The 13070-nt window shown below is 68.3% G+C and carries 22 protein-coding genes and 1 tRNA gene; 12 read left to right on the top strand and 11 right to left on the bottom strand.

What is annotated here, in order from left to right; genetic code table 11:
- Positions 1 to 102: 102 nt before the first annotated feature.
- Complete coding sequence (locus tag MKK50_RS15485) at positions 103 to 507, bottom strand: hypothetical protein (protein ID WP_157085675.1); 405 nt, start codon at positions 505 to 507, stop codon at positions 103 to 105.
- Here MKK50_RS15485 and MKK50_RS15480 point away from each other — a divergent pair.
- Both MKK50_RS15480 and MKK50_RS15475 read left to right on the top strand, forming a co-directional pair.
- Complete coding sequence (locus MKK50_RS15480; RefSeq protein WP_265223593.1) at positions 506 to 637, top strand: hypothetical protein; 132 nt, start codon at positions 506 to 508, stop codon at positions 635 to 637. The two genes, MKK50_RS15485 and MKK50_RS15480, sit on opposite strands and share 2 nt — an antisense overlap.
- A gap of 233 nt (positions 638 to 870) precedes the next feature.
- The gene (locus MKK50_RS15475; RefSeq protein WP_056097041.1) at positions 871 to 1185 is read left to right on the top strand and encodes a hypothetical protein; all 315 of its coding nucleotides are present in this window, start codon (positions 871 to 873) and stop codon (positions 1183 to 1185) included.
- A 210-nt stretch (positions 1186 to 1395) separates the two neighbouring features.
- On the opposite strand, the gene MKK50_RS15470 is transcribed toward MKK50_RS15475, so the two are convergent.
- From MKK50_RS15470 to MKK50_RS15460, 3 genes are all read right to left on the bottom strand, one after another.
- Positions 1396 to 2025: a hypothetical protein gene (locus MKK50_RS15470; protein WP_056097044.1), complete on the bottom strand. Its 630-nt coding sequence runs from the start codon at positions 2023 to 2025 to the stop codon at positions 1396 to 1398.
- 89 nt (positions 2026 to 2114) lie between these two features.
- Complete coding sequence (locus MKK50_RS15465; RefSeq protein WP_056097047.1) at positions 2115 to 2924, bottom strand: hypothetical protein; 810 nt, start codon at positions 2922 to 2924, stop codon at positions 2115 to 2117.
- The gene (locus tag MKK50_RS15460; protein ID WP_056097050.1) at positions 2924 to 3856 is read right to left on the bottom strand and encodes a hypothetical protein; all 933 of its coding nucleotides are present in this window, start codon (positions 3854 to 3856) and stop codon (positions 2924 to 2926) included. The genes MKK50_RS15465 and MKK50_RS15460 overlap by 1 nt, the downstream gene beginning before the upstream one ends.
- 427 nt (positions 3857 to 4283) lie before the next feature.
- Between MKK50_RS15460 and MKK50_RS15455 the strand changes: the two genes are divergently transcribed.
- The 9 genes from MKK50_RS15455 to MKK50_RS15415 all read left to right on the top strand — a co-directional run bounded on the left by MKK50_RS15455 (position 4284) and on the right by MKK50_RS15415 (position 8359).
- The gene (locus tag MKK50_RS15455; protein WP_056097054.1) at positions 4284 to 4688 is read left to right on the top strand and encodes a hypothetical protein; all 405 of its coding nucleotides are present in this window, start codon (positions 4284 to 4286) and stop codon (positions 4686 to 4688) included.
- Positions 4685 to 4975 carry a hypothetical protein gene (locus MKK50_RS15450; protein ID WP_056097056.1) on the top strand — a complete coding sequence of 97 codons (291 nt, stop codon included), beginning with the start codon at positions 4685 to 4687 and terminating at the stop codon, positions 4973 to 4975. Before MKK50_RS15455 ends, MKK50_RS15450 begins: the two co-directional genes overlap by 4 nt.
- Positions 4972 to 5193, top strand: a complete 222-nt coding sequence (locus tag MKK50_RS15445) for a hypothetical protein (RefSeq protein WP_056097059.1) — start codon at positions 4972 to 4974, stop codon at positions 5191 to 5193. Before MKK50_RS15450 ends, MKK50_RS15445 begins: the two co-directional genes overlap by 4 nt.
- A 66-nt stretch (positions 5194 to 5259) precedes the next feature.
- Positions 5260 to 5601, top strand: a complete 342-nt coding sequence (locus MKK50_RS15440) for a hypothetical protein (protein ID WP_056097062.1) — start codon at positions 5260 to 5262, stop codon at positions 5599 to 5601.
- A 77-nt stretch (positions 5602 to 5678) separates the two neighbouring features.
- The gene (locus tag MKK50_RS15435) at positions 5679 to 6959 is read left to right on the top strand and encodes a hypothetical protein (RefSeq protein WP_056097065.1); all 1281 of its coding nucleotides are present in this window, start codon (positions 5679 to 5681) and stop codon (positions 6957 to 6959) included.
- Complete coding sequence (locus MKK50_RS15430; protein WP_056246687.1) at positions 6959 to 7216, top strand: hypothetical protein; 258 nt, start codon at positions 6959 to 6961, stop codon at positions 7214 to 7216. The genes MKK50_RS15435 and MKK50_RS15430 overlap by 1 nt, the downstream gene beginning before the upstream one ends.
- Complete coding sequence (locus MKK50_RS15425) at positions 7203 to 7397, top strand: hypothetical protein (RefSeq protein ID WP_056500594.1); 195 nt, start codon at positions 7203 to 7205, stop codon at positions 7395 to 7397. Before MKK50_RS15430 ends, MKK50_RS15425 begins: the two co-directional genes overlap by 14 nt.
- Positions 7398 to 7407: 10 nt before the next feature.
- The gene (locus MKK50_RS15420; RefSeq protein WP_156384043.1) at positions 7408 to 7587 is read left to right on the top strand and encodes a hypothetical protein; all 180 of its coding nucleotides are present in this window, start codon (positions 7408 to 7410) and stop codon (positions 7585 to 7587) included.
- A 229-nt stretch (positions 7588 to 7816) separates the two neighbouring features.
- Positions 7817 to 8359 (top strand): hypothetical protein, encoded by a 543-nt coding sequence (locus MKK50_RS15415; RefSeq protein WP_056097074.1) that lies wholly within the window; start codon positions 7817 to 7819, stop codon positions 8357 to 8359.
- On the opposite strand, the gene MKK50_RS15410 is transcribed toward MKK50_RS15415, so the two are convergent.
- On the bottom strand, positions 8356 to 8919 hold the full coding sequence (locus tag MKK50_RS15410) for a metallophosphoesterase family protein (protein ID WP_056097078.1): 564 nt from the start codon (positions 8917 to 8919) through the stop codon (positions 8356 to 8358). The two genes, MKK50_RS15415 and MKK50_RS15410, sit on opposite strands and share 4 nt — an antisense overlap.
- Positions 8920 to 9241: 322 nt before the next feature.
- A complete protein-coding gene (locus tag MKK50_RS15405; protein WP_056097081.1) occupies positions 9242 to 9508 on the bottom strand; it encodes a hypothetical protein in 267 nt (88 codons plus the stop codon).
- Positions 9509 to 9569: 61 nt separating this feature from the next.
- Here MKK50_RS15405 and MKK50_RS15400 point away from each other — a divergent pair, with 61 nt between their 5' ends.
- On the top strand, positions 9570 to 9767 hold the full coding sequence (locus tag MKK50_RS15400; protein ID WP_056097086.1) for a hypothetical protein: 198 nt from the start codon (positions 9570 to 9572) through the stop codon (positions 9765 to 9767).
- A gap of 182 nt (positions 9768 to 9949) precedes the next feature.
- On the opposite strand, the gene MKK50_RS15395 is transcribed toward MKK50_RS15400, so the two are convergent.
- The 5 genes from MKK50_RS15395 to ihfB all read right to left on the bottom strand — a co-directional run bounded on the left by MKK50_RS15395 (position 9950) and on the right by ihfB (position 13041).
- Positions 9950 to 10026, bottom strand: a tRNA-Met gene (locus MKK50_RS15395).
- A gap of 103 nt (positions 10027 to 10129) precedes the next feature.
- Complete coding sequence (trpB, locus tag MKK50_RS15390; RefSeq protein ID WP_253368104.1) at positions 10130 to 11371, bottom strand: tryptophan synthase subunit beta; 1242 nt, start codon at positions 11369 to 11371, stop codon at positions 10130 to 10132.
- A gap of 123 nt (positions 11372 to 11494) precedes the next feature.
- Positions 11495 to 12142: a phosphoribosylanthranilate isomerase gene (locus MKK50_RS15385; RefSeq protein ID WP_499023615.1), complete on the bottom strand. Its 648-nt coding sequence runs from the start codon at positions 12140 to 12142 to the stop codon at positions 11495 to 11497.
- A 23-nt stretch (positions 12143 to 12165) separates the two neighbouring features.
- On the bottom strand, positions 12166 to 12534 hold the full coding sequence (locus tag MKK50_RS15380; protein WP_253368100.1) for a LapA family protein: 369 nt from the start codon (positions 12532 to 12534) through the stop codon (positions 12166 to 12168).
- A 198-nt stretch (positions 12535 to 12732) separates the two neighbouring features.
- Positions 12733 to 13041 carry an integration host factor subunit beta gene (gene ihfB, locus MKK50_RS15375; protein ID WP_253368098.1) on the bottom strand — a complete coding sequence of 103 codons (309 nt, stop codon included), beginning with the start codon at positions 13039 to 13041 and terminating at the stop codon, positions 12733 to 12735.
- Positions 13042 to 13070 lie beyond the last annotated feature (29 nt).

The following is a 13070-nucleotide window of genomic DNA, read 5'->3' as shown; positions in this document are numbered from 1 at the left end:
TAGAACGACAGTGGTGTCCGGCGCTCTCCGACGCCATCACACGACTGGTTGTCCCGGTAAGAATGCCGTTGTTCCGCTTGCCCCCCGGATCGGGAACCCCGCTTATCCGGCCTTGCGCACGAGGGTGCCGTCCGGAGCCTTCTCGAAATACTTCCCGTGCTCCCACCGGCCGATCATCTTCTTCTTCAGCGTGTCCTCGTCGAGCGGCTCCTTGTGCAGCCGAGCCCCGCGGTGGATCGAGTCCTTCAGGCCCGCCAAGATCTCGTCCAGCGGCCGCGTCCCGCCGACCGGCATCATCTCCGCCACCTCGGCCATGACCCGGTCCCAGAACTCCTCCGCGCGTATCCTGTCCAGGCGCCGCCGCATCTGCTCGTTCTCGGCCCGCAGCTTCAGCACCTCGGCGGCCTCCCGCGCCAGACGGACATTCTCCTCTCGTAGGTAATCGCATTCCGCCAGGGCGTCGTCGCGCATCTCGTCATTGGCTCGGAGCCTGGCCTCCAGCTTCATGCAGTCGTCCTCGAAGTGCTTCGTCTGGCTCGCCTGCGCGGACTCGACGACACTCTGGAACGTGGTCGTGCACCCGACGGATACCGTCTGGCACTTGAGCGACTTCGCTCACATCATCTGGCACTGGTAATGGAGACCTTCGACAATCCGTTACGCAAGTCGGAGCACTCGTTACACAGCATAGGTGTAACGGGGCGCTCTGTTACCGTACGAACCCAGCCCTGCAGGCCGATCCAAAGTTGGCCCGCACGTAACGGGTTCTCCACAGGCGGCCAGGAGATCAGTAACCACTACAAGCGACCGACTCTCGACAAGTGAATCCGAGTAGCGATCTCCTGGTCTCACGCACCAGGGGAGGCCCCTATGAACGCAGACCGTTTCGTTTCCAGCTTCGAGAACGGCGCCTACGGTCTCGCGGCCGGCCTCGCTGCCGCCCATGCTGCCGGCCTCGCCCGGGGTGACCGGTTGGTCGCCGAGGCCCGGGCTGCCGAGGAGGAGGCGGTGACCTCGGAGAACCTGGCGACCGTCGCCCGGGTCCTCCTGGAGCAGCGCCGGGAGCTCGCTGCGCTCCGGGCCGAGAACGCCCGCCTGAAGGGCGAGCTCGCCACCAGCCGCCGGGCTGATGCGGTCCGGGCCGTCGCGGTCGCCGCCCGCCGTACGAACGCCCGCCGCGCGTGACGTACGCGGCACCGGGGCCGCGTACGTACGGGGCTCCACGTGCTGACGGAATGCTTTCGCGTGCTGACGACGTGTGCACACGTGCGCACAGGGAAAGTCGCAACCCCTAAAATGCACGGGGACGCATTTTTCTTCGATGGCATCCAGACCTGAAAAAGCCCGCCCCGGGGTGACCGAGGCGGGCTTCGTTGCGTCAGGGATGCGGGGTGATCAGACGCCCTGGCAGGGCACGTACGAGGGGCTGTCGATCAGGTCCTGGATCGCGTCGCTGATGGCCTTGCGGCCCTCGGCCATGCGCTCGCGCTTCTCCGCGGTCATCTGGGCCATCTCGCGCTTGCCCTGCTCCCACTCCTCAAGCGTCGGGCACGGCGGCAGGGACGCCAGCGGCTTCATGCCGAGCATGTGGCGCCCGATCATCAAGGCGTCCCCGTTGGCGACGTTCATCAGGTCCATCCAGGGGAGGCCCCGGAGCCAAGCCTGCGCCGCCTCGTCGAGGGCGCGGAGATCGGGCTCCTCGTCCGTGAGCGTCCCCTGGGACAGGGCGAAACGCTGGGCGAGGGAGCCCCACTCCCTGGCGGCCTCGTCGGGGGTGATTGCCTTCTTGGGGGCCGGCGCGGCGGTCAGGGCGGCAGGCGATCCGACCGGGGCGGTCGCGGCCTCGGCCAGCGCGGCGGCCATGTCGGCGGAACCACCACCGGCGGGGGCGGCGCGGCGGGGAGCGGGGGTGATCGATTCGACGACCCAGCGGCCCGCCTTCCAGACGAGGCGGGTTGCGGTGACGGCCATCTCGGCGACGGCGGCGATGGCGGCGAGGATGTAGGCGAGAAGCTGACGGGCCACGGGTTGTCTCCTTGGTTGGTGGTGAGGGAATCGTGCCGCGCCGGCTCGAAAGGCACAGCGGGGAAATCCGCAAAAATGCGGATTTTTCTTCAGGCGGCGATCTTCGATGCCCGTGCCTCGGCGATTGCGGCGAGCCCGGCCTCGGTGAAGGCCGCCTCGATCTCGCGCTTGCCCTTCATGCGCTTGGGGGTTGCCCAGCCGAGCTCGATGGCGCGGACGGAGCCCCAGCCGTGCAGGTAGTTGTTGGTTACCGACGCGCCGAACGGCTTCGCCCACGAGCCGAGGATTGCCGGGCGTGCGTCGGCGGGCTCCGGCTCGCCGATCCTTTCGAGAAGGGCGCGTGCGTTGCCGACCGACAGTTCCCCCCAGAACACATTGAGGCCGACGGCGTGGAGCACGTGGCTGATCTTCGTGTGCTCCATGCTCCCGGCTAGGCGTTCCCAGCCGGCATCGGTCGCGAGATCGATGGCGTGGTGCCACATGCCCCCGTCGCAGTTTGAAGGCGCCCACACGGCCTTCAGCCCCGTGACCTCCTCGACCCTGCGCACGTACGGCAGGTCGGCGCAGGCCGGCGTCGATAGGAAAAGGTATGGGCGACCGCCCCGGTCGCGCCGGAGCGTCACCGGGAAGGCGATGCTCCGTGGTGCGAAGGGCACCGTCATGTCTCGCAGCGCGTACCCCATCGAGAGGGAGTAGAGGTTCGCGAGGCCGGCCTCGATCAGGGCGGCGTCCATCGGGGTACGACCCGGAACGACCCCCATGATCGAGGCGTCGACGAACGGCGTGATCTCGTCGTCGCGGCGATCCGGTTGCCGGACGACGGTCTCCGCCGGCTCCGGGGTTGGCTCTGTGACGCTGGCGAACAGGTCGAGTTGATTCGGATGCGGTCGCCGGGCCATCACGCGGCCTCCCCGAAGAGCTCGCGGCGCATGTTGTCGGGGATCTGCCGCCGGTGGACGTGGACGGCCCACAGGGCCTGGGACGCCTCGCACTGACCGAGCCGCGGCAGGCCGGAGAGGACGTGCCCCAACGCGGTGTGAGCCTTCGACCAGCCCGCATCGTTAGAAACCGTCGCCCAGTCGTCGTCCATGGCGGACAGGTGCTTCGTGGCCGAGTGGACGAGGAGTTGGATCGCCGGGTCAGCGGCCAGCGCCCACCACTTCTCCTTCCTCTCCGTCTGCGCCCGATCCGTGACCCGGGCGACCATCTCGTCGCAGGTCTCGACCAGGCGCCGGGCCATCTTGGCGGCCGACGCTGACGGCTGATCGCCCTCGGCGAAGATCGCGGTCGCCTTGTCCCGCTGCGACCGCGTCCACGCCCACGGCAGCGCCTTCATCCGGTCGCGCAGGAGGGAGACGGCGGCGAGGCGCTCCTCACCCTCCTGCGCCCACAGGCGAGCCATGTTCTCGGCCACCCGGGCCCGGCGTTCGGCCTCCTCGGCTGCGCGGCGTCCTTCTTCCTCGCGCGCGATCCCGTCGGCCCGGGCGAAGGCCGCCTCGAATCGGTCGTTCGACGGCGCGGGCTGCGGCTCCCAGCAGACCGGCTTGTCGTACTCGCCCTGGCGGTCGCCACCCCAGGAGAAGCCCAGCTCGCGCATCCCGTCGCGATCCGCCCGGTAGAGCCGGCTGTAGGAGCTCTCGTCACCGGCATCGGCGAGCCACAGGGTCTTGAGGCCGCCCTTGGTCTGGCGCTCCCCGACGCGGCGCCATGCCAGGCCGAGGGCACCGACGGGCAGGGCCTCGGTCAGGGGCGGGAGCGGGCGCTGGGCCGCCCCGTAGGCCGAGGCGCAGACGGCCCCGACGGCGACAAGGAGCAAGATGAGGGTGAGCATGGCGACCTCCGATGATCCGCAGATCAGAGTAGATTGCCATGAATTCCAAGGCCGACAAGGGCCGATGATTTATTATGGATTGTGGAATAAATCGAAATGCCAAAATAGTCCCTGATCATCCGTTACACATCTAGCGGATCAGCGGATCGCGGGTACATTCTCTCTTGTCACGTCGACAGGAGGGCCCGATGGTGGCTGACGATAGCCTCGAACGACCAGTAGTCCTCGGAGACGAAGCAATCGTCCGCATGCTCCTGGCCGAGTGCCGGGCTGCCGGTACCCAGGCGAAATGGGCGTCCGCGAACGGGGTCTCGCCTCAGTACGTGAGCGACGTCCTGAGGGGGCACCGGGTCCCCGGGGACAGGCTTCTCCGCCGCCTCGGTCTGCGACGCGAGATCACCTACGTCCCGGTCGACGAGGTGGTGTCGTGAGCCGCGGCAAGAGCCTCGCCACGGACGTTTGGATTCGCCCCAAACCCGAGACCGTCGCGCTGCTGTTGTCCCGCGAGGACGGGATGATTGCGGCTCGCGAGCGCTGGCACTGGTGCTCCGTGAACGTCCTTCTGGAGTTGGCGGCCGAGGGTCGCCAGACGCTCGGGCTCCCCCGCCCTGCGCGGGGGAGCAGGCCGCTCAAGACCCCCGGCCTCGCTGACGCCGTTGTCGCTGCCGTCGAGCGCCTCGCTAGCGTGCCGGCCGCGGCCGTCGAGACCGGGCTGTCGCAGGACAGCGTGCGCCGCGTGCTCCGCCAGCGCGGCCTGCCGATCCCCCGCGTGGACCGGGTCACCGCCGCCCGGCGCGCCGCCGAGGTCCGGCGCCAGAGGAGTGCAGCATGACGTCCGTCCGTAGCGAGTTCGTCACCGGCCTGCAGCGCCTCGACAAGGCGGCGACGAAGGCCCGGCTCATCACGGTCCGCGCGGCTGTCCACCGCCGGATCGACGAGCTCACTGACCCGGCCCTGAAGTGCGCGCTGATGGATGTCTCGGACTCGGTCGACCGCCTCCTCATGGAGACGTCGCGCATCAGCATCGAGCGCCTCGCGAACGGGCTCGCCGAGAGCCACGGCGAGCCGCCGCAGCCGTCCACTCTCCCCCGCGTCCCACCCAGAAGGAGCCAGCCGTGATCCATCGCGTAGGGTCCGCCTTCACCGTCGATTGCCTCGTCGAGGTCGAGCCGGGCCGCAGGGTCACCGTGTTCGCCCAAGGCACCGTCCCGGTCGAGGGCGACCTCCTGATCCTCCGGACGGAGCCCCCGCGGTGGCGGGCGGCCGAGGTCTACGCCGACGACACCGGCTGGCACGCCAAGGCGGTCCCGGCCCTCGGGCTCACCATCGCCGCCTGATCCGCCCCGCCGACGAGCCAGGCGACAGTGGCCACCGAGATCAGCGCAACTCCTTGGGAGACCACCATGAGCATTGAGAACACACGCAGGATCATCGCCGGCGAGATCGTCGCATCTGGCAACGTCGCCGCCCACGAGGTCGCCGAGCGCATCATGAAGCGCTTGGCGCGCGAGGGGCTGTTCGTCGTCGATGCCAGCCAGACCGAGGCGGTCGAGGCCCTCAAGAAGCTCGACTGCATCTTCGATTTCCCCACCGACGAGGCTGACGTGAAGGTCCTCGCCGAGCAGATCGGGATCGAGGACCCCACGGCCCTCACGGTCGCTTGCCTCGCCGTCCGGGAGGTCCTCGACGGTCCGAAGATCGCCGAGCAAGTCGCCTCCTACTACCGGCAGCCCGCAGCCGCCTGAGGCTGCCCCGTCGCGCGCCCGGCGGCAGGGGCGCTCCTCGATTCCCCCAGCAACCCCACACATGAAGGAGCGTCCCCATGCGGCGCGAGACCATGGACATCCAGACCAAGTTCCACGTCACCGGCACGAGGGCCGTCATCCACGCGGCGGTGCGCGCCGACCATGGTGGCTTATCGTCTGCGATAGAGCGGACCGACCGCATCCTGGCCGCTCTGGCCAAGGCCGACCTCATCATCGTGCCGAAGCCGACCGGCAACGCCGAGGCCGTTCGGGAGGCTGTCCGCACCGGCAACTGGACCGCCGTCTCGGAGAAGGATCTCCTGGCATGGCGTGAGGCCCCCGTGCAGGGGCTCGACATCGTCCTCGATGAGGAGGGTGAGCGAGCCATCAAGGCCGCGGCAGAAGCTCCCGTCCCACGTGGCATGGAGATCCTCGTCGCATCGGAGCGGCCGCACGGTCTCACCGACCGGGATCACGCCGTCCTGGACGCCGAGATGGTGATTGTCCGAGACATCAAGGCGGCAGTGCAAGGCTGCGCCCCCCACCGAGCCGAGGAGCTAGCCCACGAGATCACCCAGTCCCTCGCCAAGGCCGGGTTCGAGATCCGGTACGTGCCCCTCGACCTGGTCGATGACGTGGGGCCTCTTCAGCAGGTGTTCGCCGTCCGGATCGGCTGGCCGGAGTTCACGTCGAGCACCATCCTCGTTGAGGACGGAGCCGACGTCGCTACCGTGACCAAAGCGGCGAAGCTTCATGCGTTGAACGGGTATGGCAGCAAGGTAGACCGCGAGCGTTGGGTCGCCTTCAGCATGACCCAACGTCGCTTCCTGGCACCCGACGAGCCGGCGCCGTCAACGCTGATCGTGGGGCCCTACGAGGCCCTGGTGCGCGAATGCCGTACGCCTGAGCAGCCCAAGGAGGCCGCCGACGCCGATCTCAAACGCTACCAGGCGCGGTGGGAAAACGGCCTCCGAAACATCGTCACCATCCTGCACGGGCCCAGCTACTCGTTCGAGATCGACCAGATCGTCGAGGAGGTCCGCACGCTGACAGGCATCGTGTCCCGCCTTCCGGACGAGAGCCTCCGCCGGACGGAACACCACAGCTTCGGCGAGGACGATCCGTTCACGACCATCTCCGGGGACGCCTCGTCCGTGGAGCGCATCCTCGACCTGATCGAGAAGGGTGAGGCGGCGGTGAAGGCGGAGCGAGAGCCCGAGATCTCCATCTCACTCGGCGAGGACACCTTCTACCTGCAGGGCACACCCGAGGTCCGGAAGGAGCTGATGCAGTTCCTCCTGAAGGACATGGGTCGCTTCGCCAAGGCGGACGCCAATCTGGTGAGGGGGGCATCCTGATGCGGTCCTTCCTCACCCTCATCGCCGGCGGCCCGGGCAGGGTCGCCGTCTCCGCCGCGGGAATCGTGACCTGCGGCTTCATCCTCGACGGGCGCGGGGACGCCCTGCTGCGGGCGGTGTTCGTCACCGCGGTGTGGGGCTCCGCGTTCGTCCTGGCCTTCCTGACGCTGTGCTTCCTGGCGGCGGCGTGCGGGATCGACGTCGAGGGCGCGGTCGCCAAGCCCCAGCCGAAGGAGGCCGATCATGGCGAAGCGTGAACCACGGCTCAGCGTCTCGGTGACGGAAGGCGCCCGGGACGCCGATACCGGAAGGACGGCGTTCCGCATGGTCATCGTGCAAGCGTCGGGCGAGGCCGGCATCAACGCGGCACTGAAGCTCGTCGACGCCGTGACGGGCGTCCTCGACCGGCCCAAGCCGAAGGTGATCGGGCGTGGGTAGGATCGACCTGTTGACGTGGAGAGCCGAGACGGACGCGGTCGACAGGCTCGTGGACGGGCTCCTCGCCCGCGACGGGCGGGCCCAGGCCGAGGCGGTGGGCGCCATCCCCGACGACGACGGCGCCCACCGCCGGGTGTGGGAGCGCGCCCTGCTGCTGCTGTCCTGGCACGCCGCGCACGGGCCGGACTGAGCGCCCCATTCCCAAAACGGGAATCACCGGATCTGCGCTTGGTAACCACCTGTTAACCACTATTCGCCCCAGGGGTTGCAGGCGATCCGCGACCCTGCGAAGGTCTGGCATCGGGTTAACCTACCCAAACCGTCTTAACCAAGCTCCCAGGTGTCGATAGACTCCGCCCGGGACTTGGGGATTCCTTCGCGCATCGAGGCCGCCGGCCTCTGCGGGAGGAGCACATCCCATGACAATCATCTGTGGATTCGACGAGCCGACGACCGAAGACGAAGCCAAGAGCGTCATCCTGGATCGGGCGTGCGACGCCGCCAGGATCATGCACGCCAAGTGGCCCGGCGACCGCGTCAAGCAGGCCGACTACATGCTGCTGACGCTGTACCGGGCCTACGTCCTCGTGAACCTCGTGAAGGAGGAAGGCCGGGACGACCTGCGCATGTTCTACGTGAAGGGCCAGGGACGGTCGGACTCGATCCCTCAGGATTGGTTCATGGCCTACATCGCGGACGAGTGGACGCATACGGCGTGGCGCCTGGCGTACGGAGACAGTGAGGACGACGTGTTCGTCCGCAAGTGCCTTGTCGACAAGGACAAGGCCGCCTTCGACCGCCTGACGCAGTGGCTCACTCCGGCCGGCATGGCCCAGCGCATCAGCTTGAACGGCGACTACTCCGAGCATCCGGAACTCGCCGCCGTTCAGCACTACCACGACATCTTCATGGAGCATTCGGATGTCGAGGTCTGCGACCGTACAGTCGAGGTGAACTTCTAGCCCTCGCCGTCGTCCTCGGCCTCCAGCGCGGCGCCACGGACCTTCTCCTCGGGCTGGTCCGTGGTCGCCGCCAGGCGCTCCCGGATCTCCCCGAGGGTGACCGGCCTATAGCTCCACCGGTCGACCCCGACGTCGCAGGACTGCGAGGTGTCCGGGAGCAGGCCATGGGTATGCCCGAAAAGCTGGATGCTCCCCCTCCACGCGCCGACCCAGGCCCTCATCGGGTAGTGGCAGAGGATGACGCGCTGGCCCTCGATCCGGCGCGAGACGAGCTCGTGCTGCTCGTGCCATCCGAGGCTGGTCGTCTTCGTGCGGTCGTGATTCCCGCGAACGAGGTACTTGCGGCCCCGGAGGCGCTTGAAGAGCGCCGCGTACTGCTCCGGCGTGCCACCCATGCCGAAGTCGCCGAGGTGCCAGACCTCGTCGCGTGGGCCGACGACCGCGTTCCACGATTGCACGAGGAGCTCGTTGTGCTCGGCGATATCGACGAACGGCCTGTCGCTCATACGCAGGACGCCGGCGTGGAAAAAATGGGTGTCGGCGGTGAAAAAGGTCGTCATTTTGGCAGCCTCAAAGGGGGCTGCCGCGCACGCGGTCACGCCCCGGGATTAGGGATCTCGGCGAGGGGACGGCGGCGTATCGGTTTCACGGGTCTCTCCGGAGCGGCGAACCGTTTCCAAAACGGAAAGGGTTGGCGGTGGAATCGGTGTCGTAGCACGGGCCGGGTTAACGGGGCCTGGCCTGGGGGCATCAACGAAACTGTCCCCAACAGGATGATTCGACAGCTTCGGAAGCGGGTTAGACCATCAACGTCGGCCATGTTGCCCGAGCGTTAGATTTGTCGTTGGAGCCCCCCGCAGCTTTAGATCCGTCGGTCCGCCGTTAGCTTTGTCGGTCGGGCGGCCGGTCCGTGCCGAGGTCCACGAGGTAGGCCCGGCACCAGGGCACGTACTGGTTCGGGCCGCGCTTCCCCCACGCCTTCGGCCACCGGCACGTGACCGTCACGGCCAGCAGCACCGCGTCGAGCGAGGCGTTCGGCCCGAGGCGCGCGATCATCCTCTCGGTGCAGTAGTCCCCCCGCCGGCGCGGGCACCACAGGCAGGCCACCCGGACCCGCCGGTAGGGGAAGTCGCCCAGCCGAAGGATCACCGCCCCAGTCCTTGCTCCGCCGCGTTTGTTCTCTATCTGTTCCTGCGACGGAGGGTTGGCAATGCCTGATTACGCGGACATCCTGGATGCAGTGGCCGGCGAGGAACGCGACGCGATCCTGCGGGCCCTGGCGGAGGACATGCTGGAGGTGAGGTCGACGCGGCGGCCCGGGCTGGTGAAGGCCGAGCGGCCGGCGGACCTAGCGAGGGCGCTGGGGCGGGACCGGCGGCGGGCGCGTCCCGTGCGGCTGGCATCCTGATCCCGGGTGGGATCACCGGCTGCCGGTGATACCGGGTGGGATCATCCACAGGCGTCGCGACGGGGGCGGACGGGGGCGGGACGGAACGGGGGCGGATCGCGAGGTCCCGCCCCAAATCCGCCCCGGAACGAAAAAGCCCCGGCGTCCAGGCCAGGGCTTCGCGTCTAAGTCGTTGAATTCTTTGGTAGCGGGAGAGGGACTCGAACCCCCGACACGAGGATTATGATTCCTCTGCTCTAACCAGCTGAGCTACCCCGCCACTGTGACGAACGTCGCTGACGCGGCGTCCGATGGGCGGGATATAGGGAGAAGGGCGCGAGGGTGTCAACGGTCTGTTGCGGTCCCCGCGCAGGTTCTCCCCCTCAGAGCGTTTGACCGAAGATCTGCGCCACCTGCGGGATATCCTTGTCGCCGCGGCCGGAGAGATTCAGCACCATGAGGTGCTCCGCCGGCTTGGTCGGCGCGAGTTCCATCACCTTCGACAGCGCGTGCGCGGGCTCCAGTGCCGGGATGATGCCCTCCAGCATCGAACAGAGCTTGAACGCCTCCAGCGTCTCCGCATCGGTCGCCGACAGGTAGGTGACCCGGCCCATTTCGTGCAGCCATGCGTGCTCGGGGCCGATACCGGGATAATCGAGACCCGCCGAGATCGAGTGTGCGTCGGCGATCTGGCCGTCCTCGTTCATCAGCAGGTAGGTCCGGTTGCCGTGCAGCACCCCTGGGCGCCCGCCCGTGAGCGACGCGGCATGGAGGCCGCTCTGCACGCCGTGCCCGGCCGCCTCGACGCCGTAGATTTCGACCTCGCGGTCATCGAGGAAGGGGTGGAACAGGCCCATGGCGTTCGAGCCGCCGCCGATGCAGGCGATGAGCGAGTCCGGCAAGCGGCCTTCCATCTCCAGCATCTGCTGTTTCGTCTCTATGCCGATCACCGATTGGAAATCGCGCACCATCGCCGGATAGGGATGGGGGCCGGCCACGGTACCGATGCAGTAGAAGGTGTCGGAGACGTTGGTGACCCAGTCGCGCAGGGCCTCGTTCATCGCGTCCTTGAGGGTGCGGGTGCCGGACTGCACCGGGATCACCTCGGCGCCGAGCATCTTCATGCGGAACACGTTCGGGGCCTGCCGCTCGACATCGACGGCGCCCATGTAGACGACGCATTTTAGGCCGAAGCGGGCGCAGAGCGTCGCCGTCGCGACGCCGTGCTGGCCTGCGCCGGTCTCGGCGATGATCCGCGGCTTGCCCATGCGGCGGGCGAGCAGGATCTGGCCGAGAACGTTGTTCACCTTGTGCGAGCCAGTGTGGTTCAGCTCTTCGCGCTTGAAGAAGACCTTCGCCCCCTGCCCCGCCGGGGCCTTGGCTCGCAGGTGCTCGGTGAGGCGCTCGGCGTAATAGAGCGGGCTCGGCCGGCCGATATAGTGAGTGCCGTAGGATTCCATATCCGCCTTGAACGACGGGTCGGCCTTGGCGTCGGCGTAAGCCTTCTCAAGGTCGAGGATCAGCGGCATCAGCGTCTCGGCCACGAAGCGGCCGCCGAAGATGCCGAAGCGACCGCGCTCGTCCGGCCCGGTGCGGAAGGAATTGGGAGCGGGGTTCAGCGTCACGGGGACGGTCCTTCGCGAAGATCTGATCGTTGGCTCGCGTGCTAGACCCATGCGCGGGTCGCCGCAATGCGGCACAGCCGGACAAACGCGCCGAAGCCATCGCCGGACGCCGTCCGGTCGTCGTCAGACTCCGCGGCGGGCGGCGGCGACGAAGGCCGCGATCCTTTCAGGATCCTTCTCACCCGGCCGGATCTCGACGCCCGACGAGACATCGACGGCGACCAGCCCCGTCCGTGCCAGCGCCGCGCCGACATTGCCGGCATCCAGGCCGCCCGACAGCATCGTACCGGCTGGCAACTCGGCCCCGTTCAGGATGTCCCAATCGAAGCGGTGTCCGTTGCCGCCCGGCAGATCGGCACCGGGGGGCGGCTTGGCATCTAGCAGAAGCCGGTCGGCGACAACGGCATAGGCCGGGAGCGCGCTCAGATCGGCGGCGAGGGCAATGCCGACCGCCTTCATGACCGGCCGGCCGGTCCGGGCACGGATCTCCGCCACGCGCTGCGGCGTCTCATGGCCGTGGAGCTGGATCAGGTCGGGATCGAGCGCCTCGATGGCGGCAGAGAGCAGGGCGTCGTCCGGATCGACCAGCAGCACGACCCGCTGCACCCTCCCCCGCACCCGCTGCGCGAGGCCTCGGCCCCGTTCCAGGGTGACGTGGCGCGGACTCTTGGGGAAGTGGACGAAGCCGACGAGGTCGGCGCCCGCCTCGACGGCCGCATCGAGCGTCGTCTCGGTGCTGAGGCCGCAGATCTTGACACAGATGTCTGCCATGGGCGGGACGCCGCTCGAAACCCTCAGCGCGCCGCCGCCGGGGCCGGCAGCGCGGTGTAGGTGCCGGCGCTCGCGTAGCCCGGCTCGACACCCGGCGTGCCGAAGGTCTTCAGCTCCGCGGTCTCCTTGGCGAGACGGTCGGCCTCGCGGCGATGATAGCGCGCCCGCTGGCGGGTTCGGCTCTGCCCGAGCCAGCTTCCGATGCCGCCGACGAGGATGCCGAGCGCCACCGAGCCGAACACCACGGCGTAGAGCGGCAGGACGAGACTGAACACGGGTTCGGGCGAGAACGGATCGAAGGAGAGGGTCACGGCGTCGCGGTTGGCGACGGCGAGCAGGACCACCACCACCGCGATCGGCAGCAGCACCAGCGCCTTCAGAAAACGAATCATGCAAAAGGTCTCCGACGGACGGCGTGGGTCCTCAAGGACCCACCGGTGCCGCTAAGGGCTTTTCGAGGCTCAGACCGCAGAACTAGAGCGCTTCCCGCCGAAGGGGATGCCGGTTCGGTGCAAGGACACGGTGAAACGAGCGCATCCAAACGAGATGTGGAGACCGTGCTCGCGGCCGCTATCACCGCCCGGCTGCGATCAGGCGCCGGGCTGCTCCTCACCGATGCCGGCGCGGTTGAGGCGCAGGCGCATCTCCTTGCCGGTCTTGAAGACCGGGATCGCCTTCTCCGACACGGCCACGGATTCGCCGGTGCGCGGATTGCGCCCGCGGCGCGCCTCGCGGCGCTTGACCGAGAAGGCGCCAAAGCCGCGCAGCTCCACCCGGTCGCCCTGGGCCAGGGCGTCGGCGATCGTGTCGAGGATCGCGTTCACCAGGGTCTCGACGTCGCGCTGGTAGAGATGGGGGTTCTGCTCGGCGATCTTGAGCACGAGTTCCGACTTGATCATGCGGCTCTCTTCCGGATGCGGGGCGGGCG

This window comes from Methylobacterium sp. J-043, from assembly GCF_022829505.1.
GTDB lineage: Bacteria > Pseudomonadota > Alphaproteobacteria > Rhizobiales > Beijerinckiaceae > Methylobacterium > Methylobacterium extorquens_A.
This window is presented reverse-complemented; position numbering and strand designations above follow the sequence as displayed.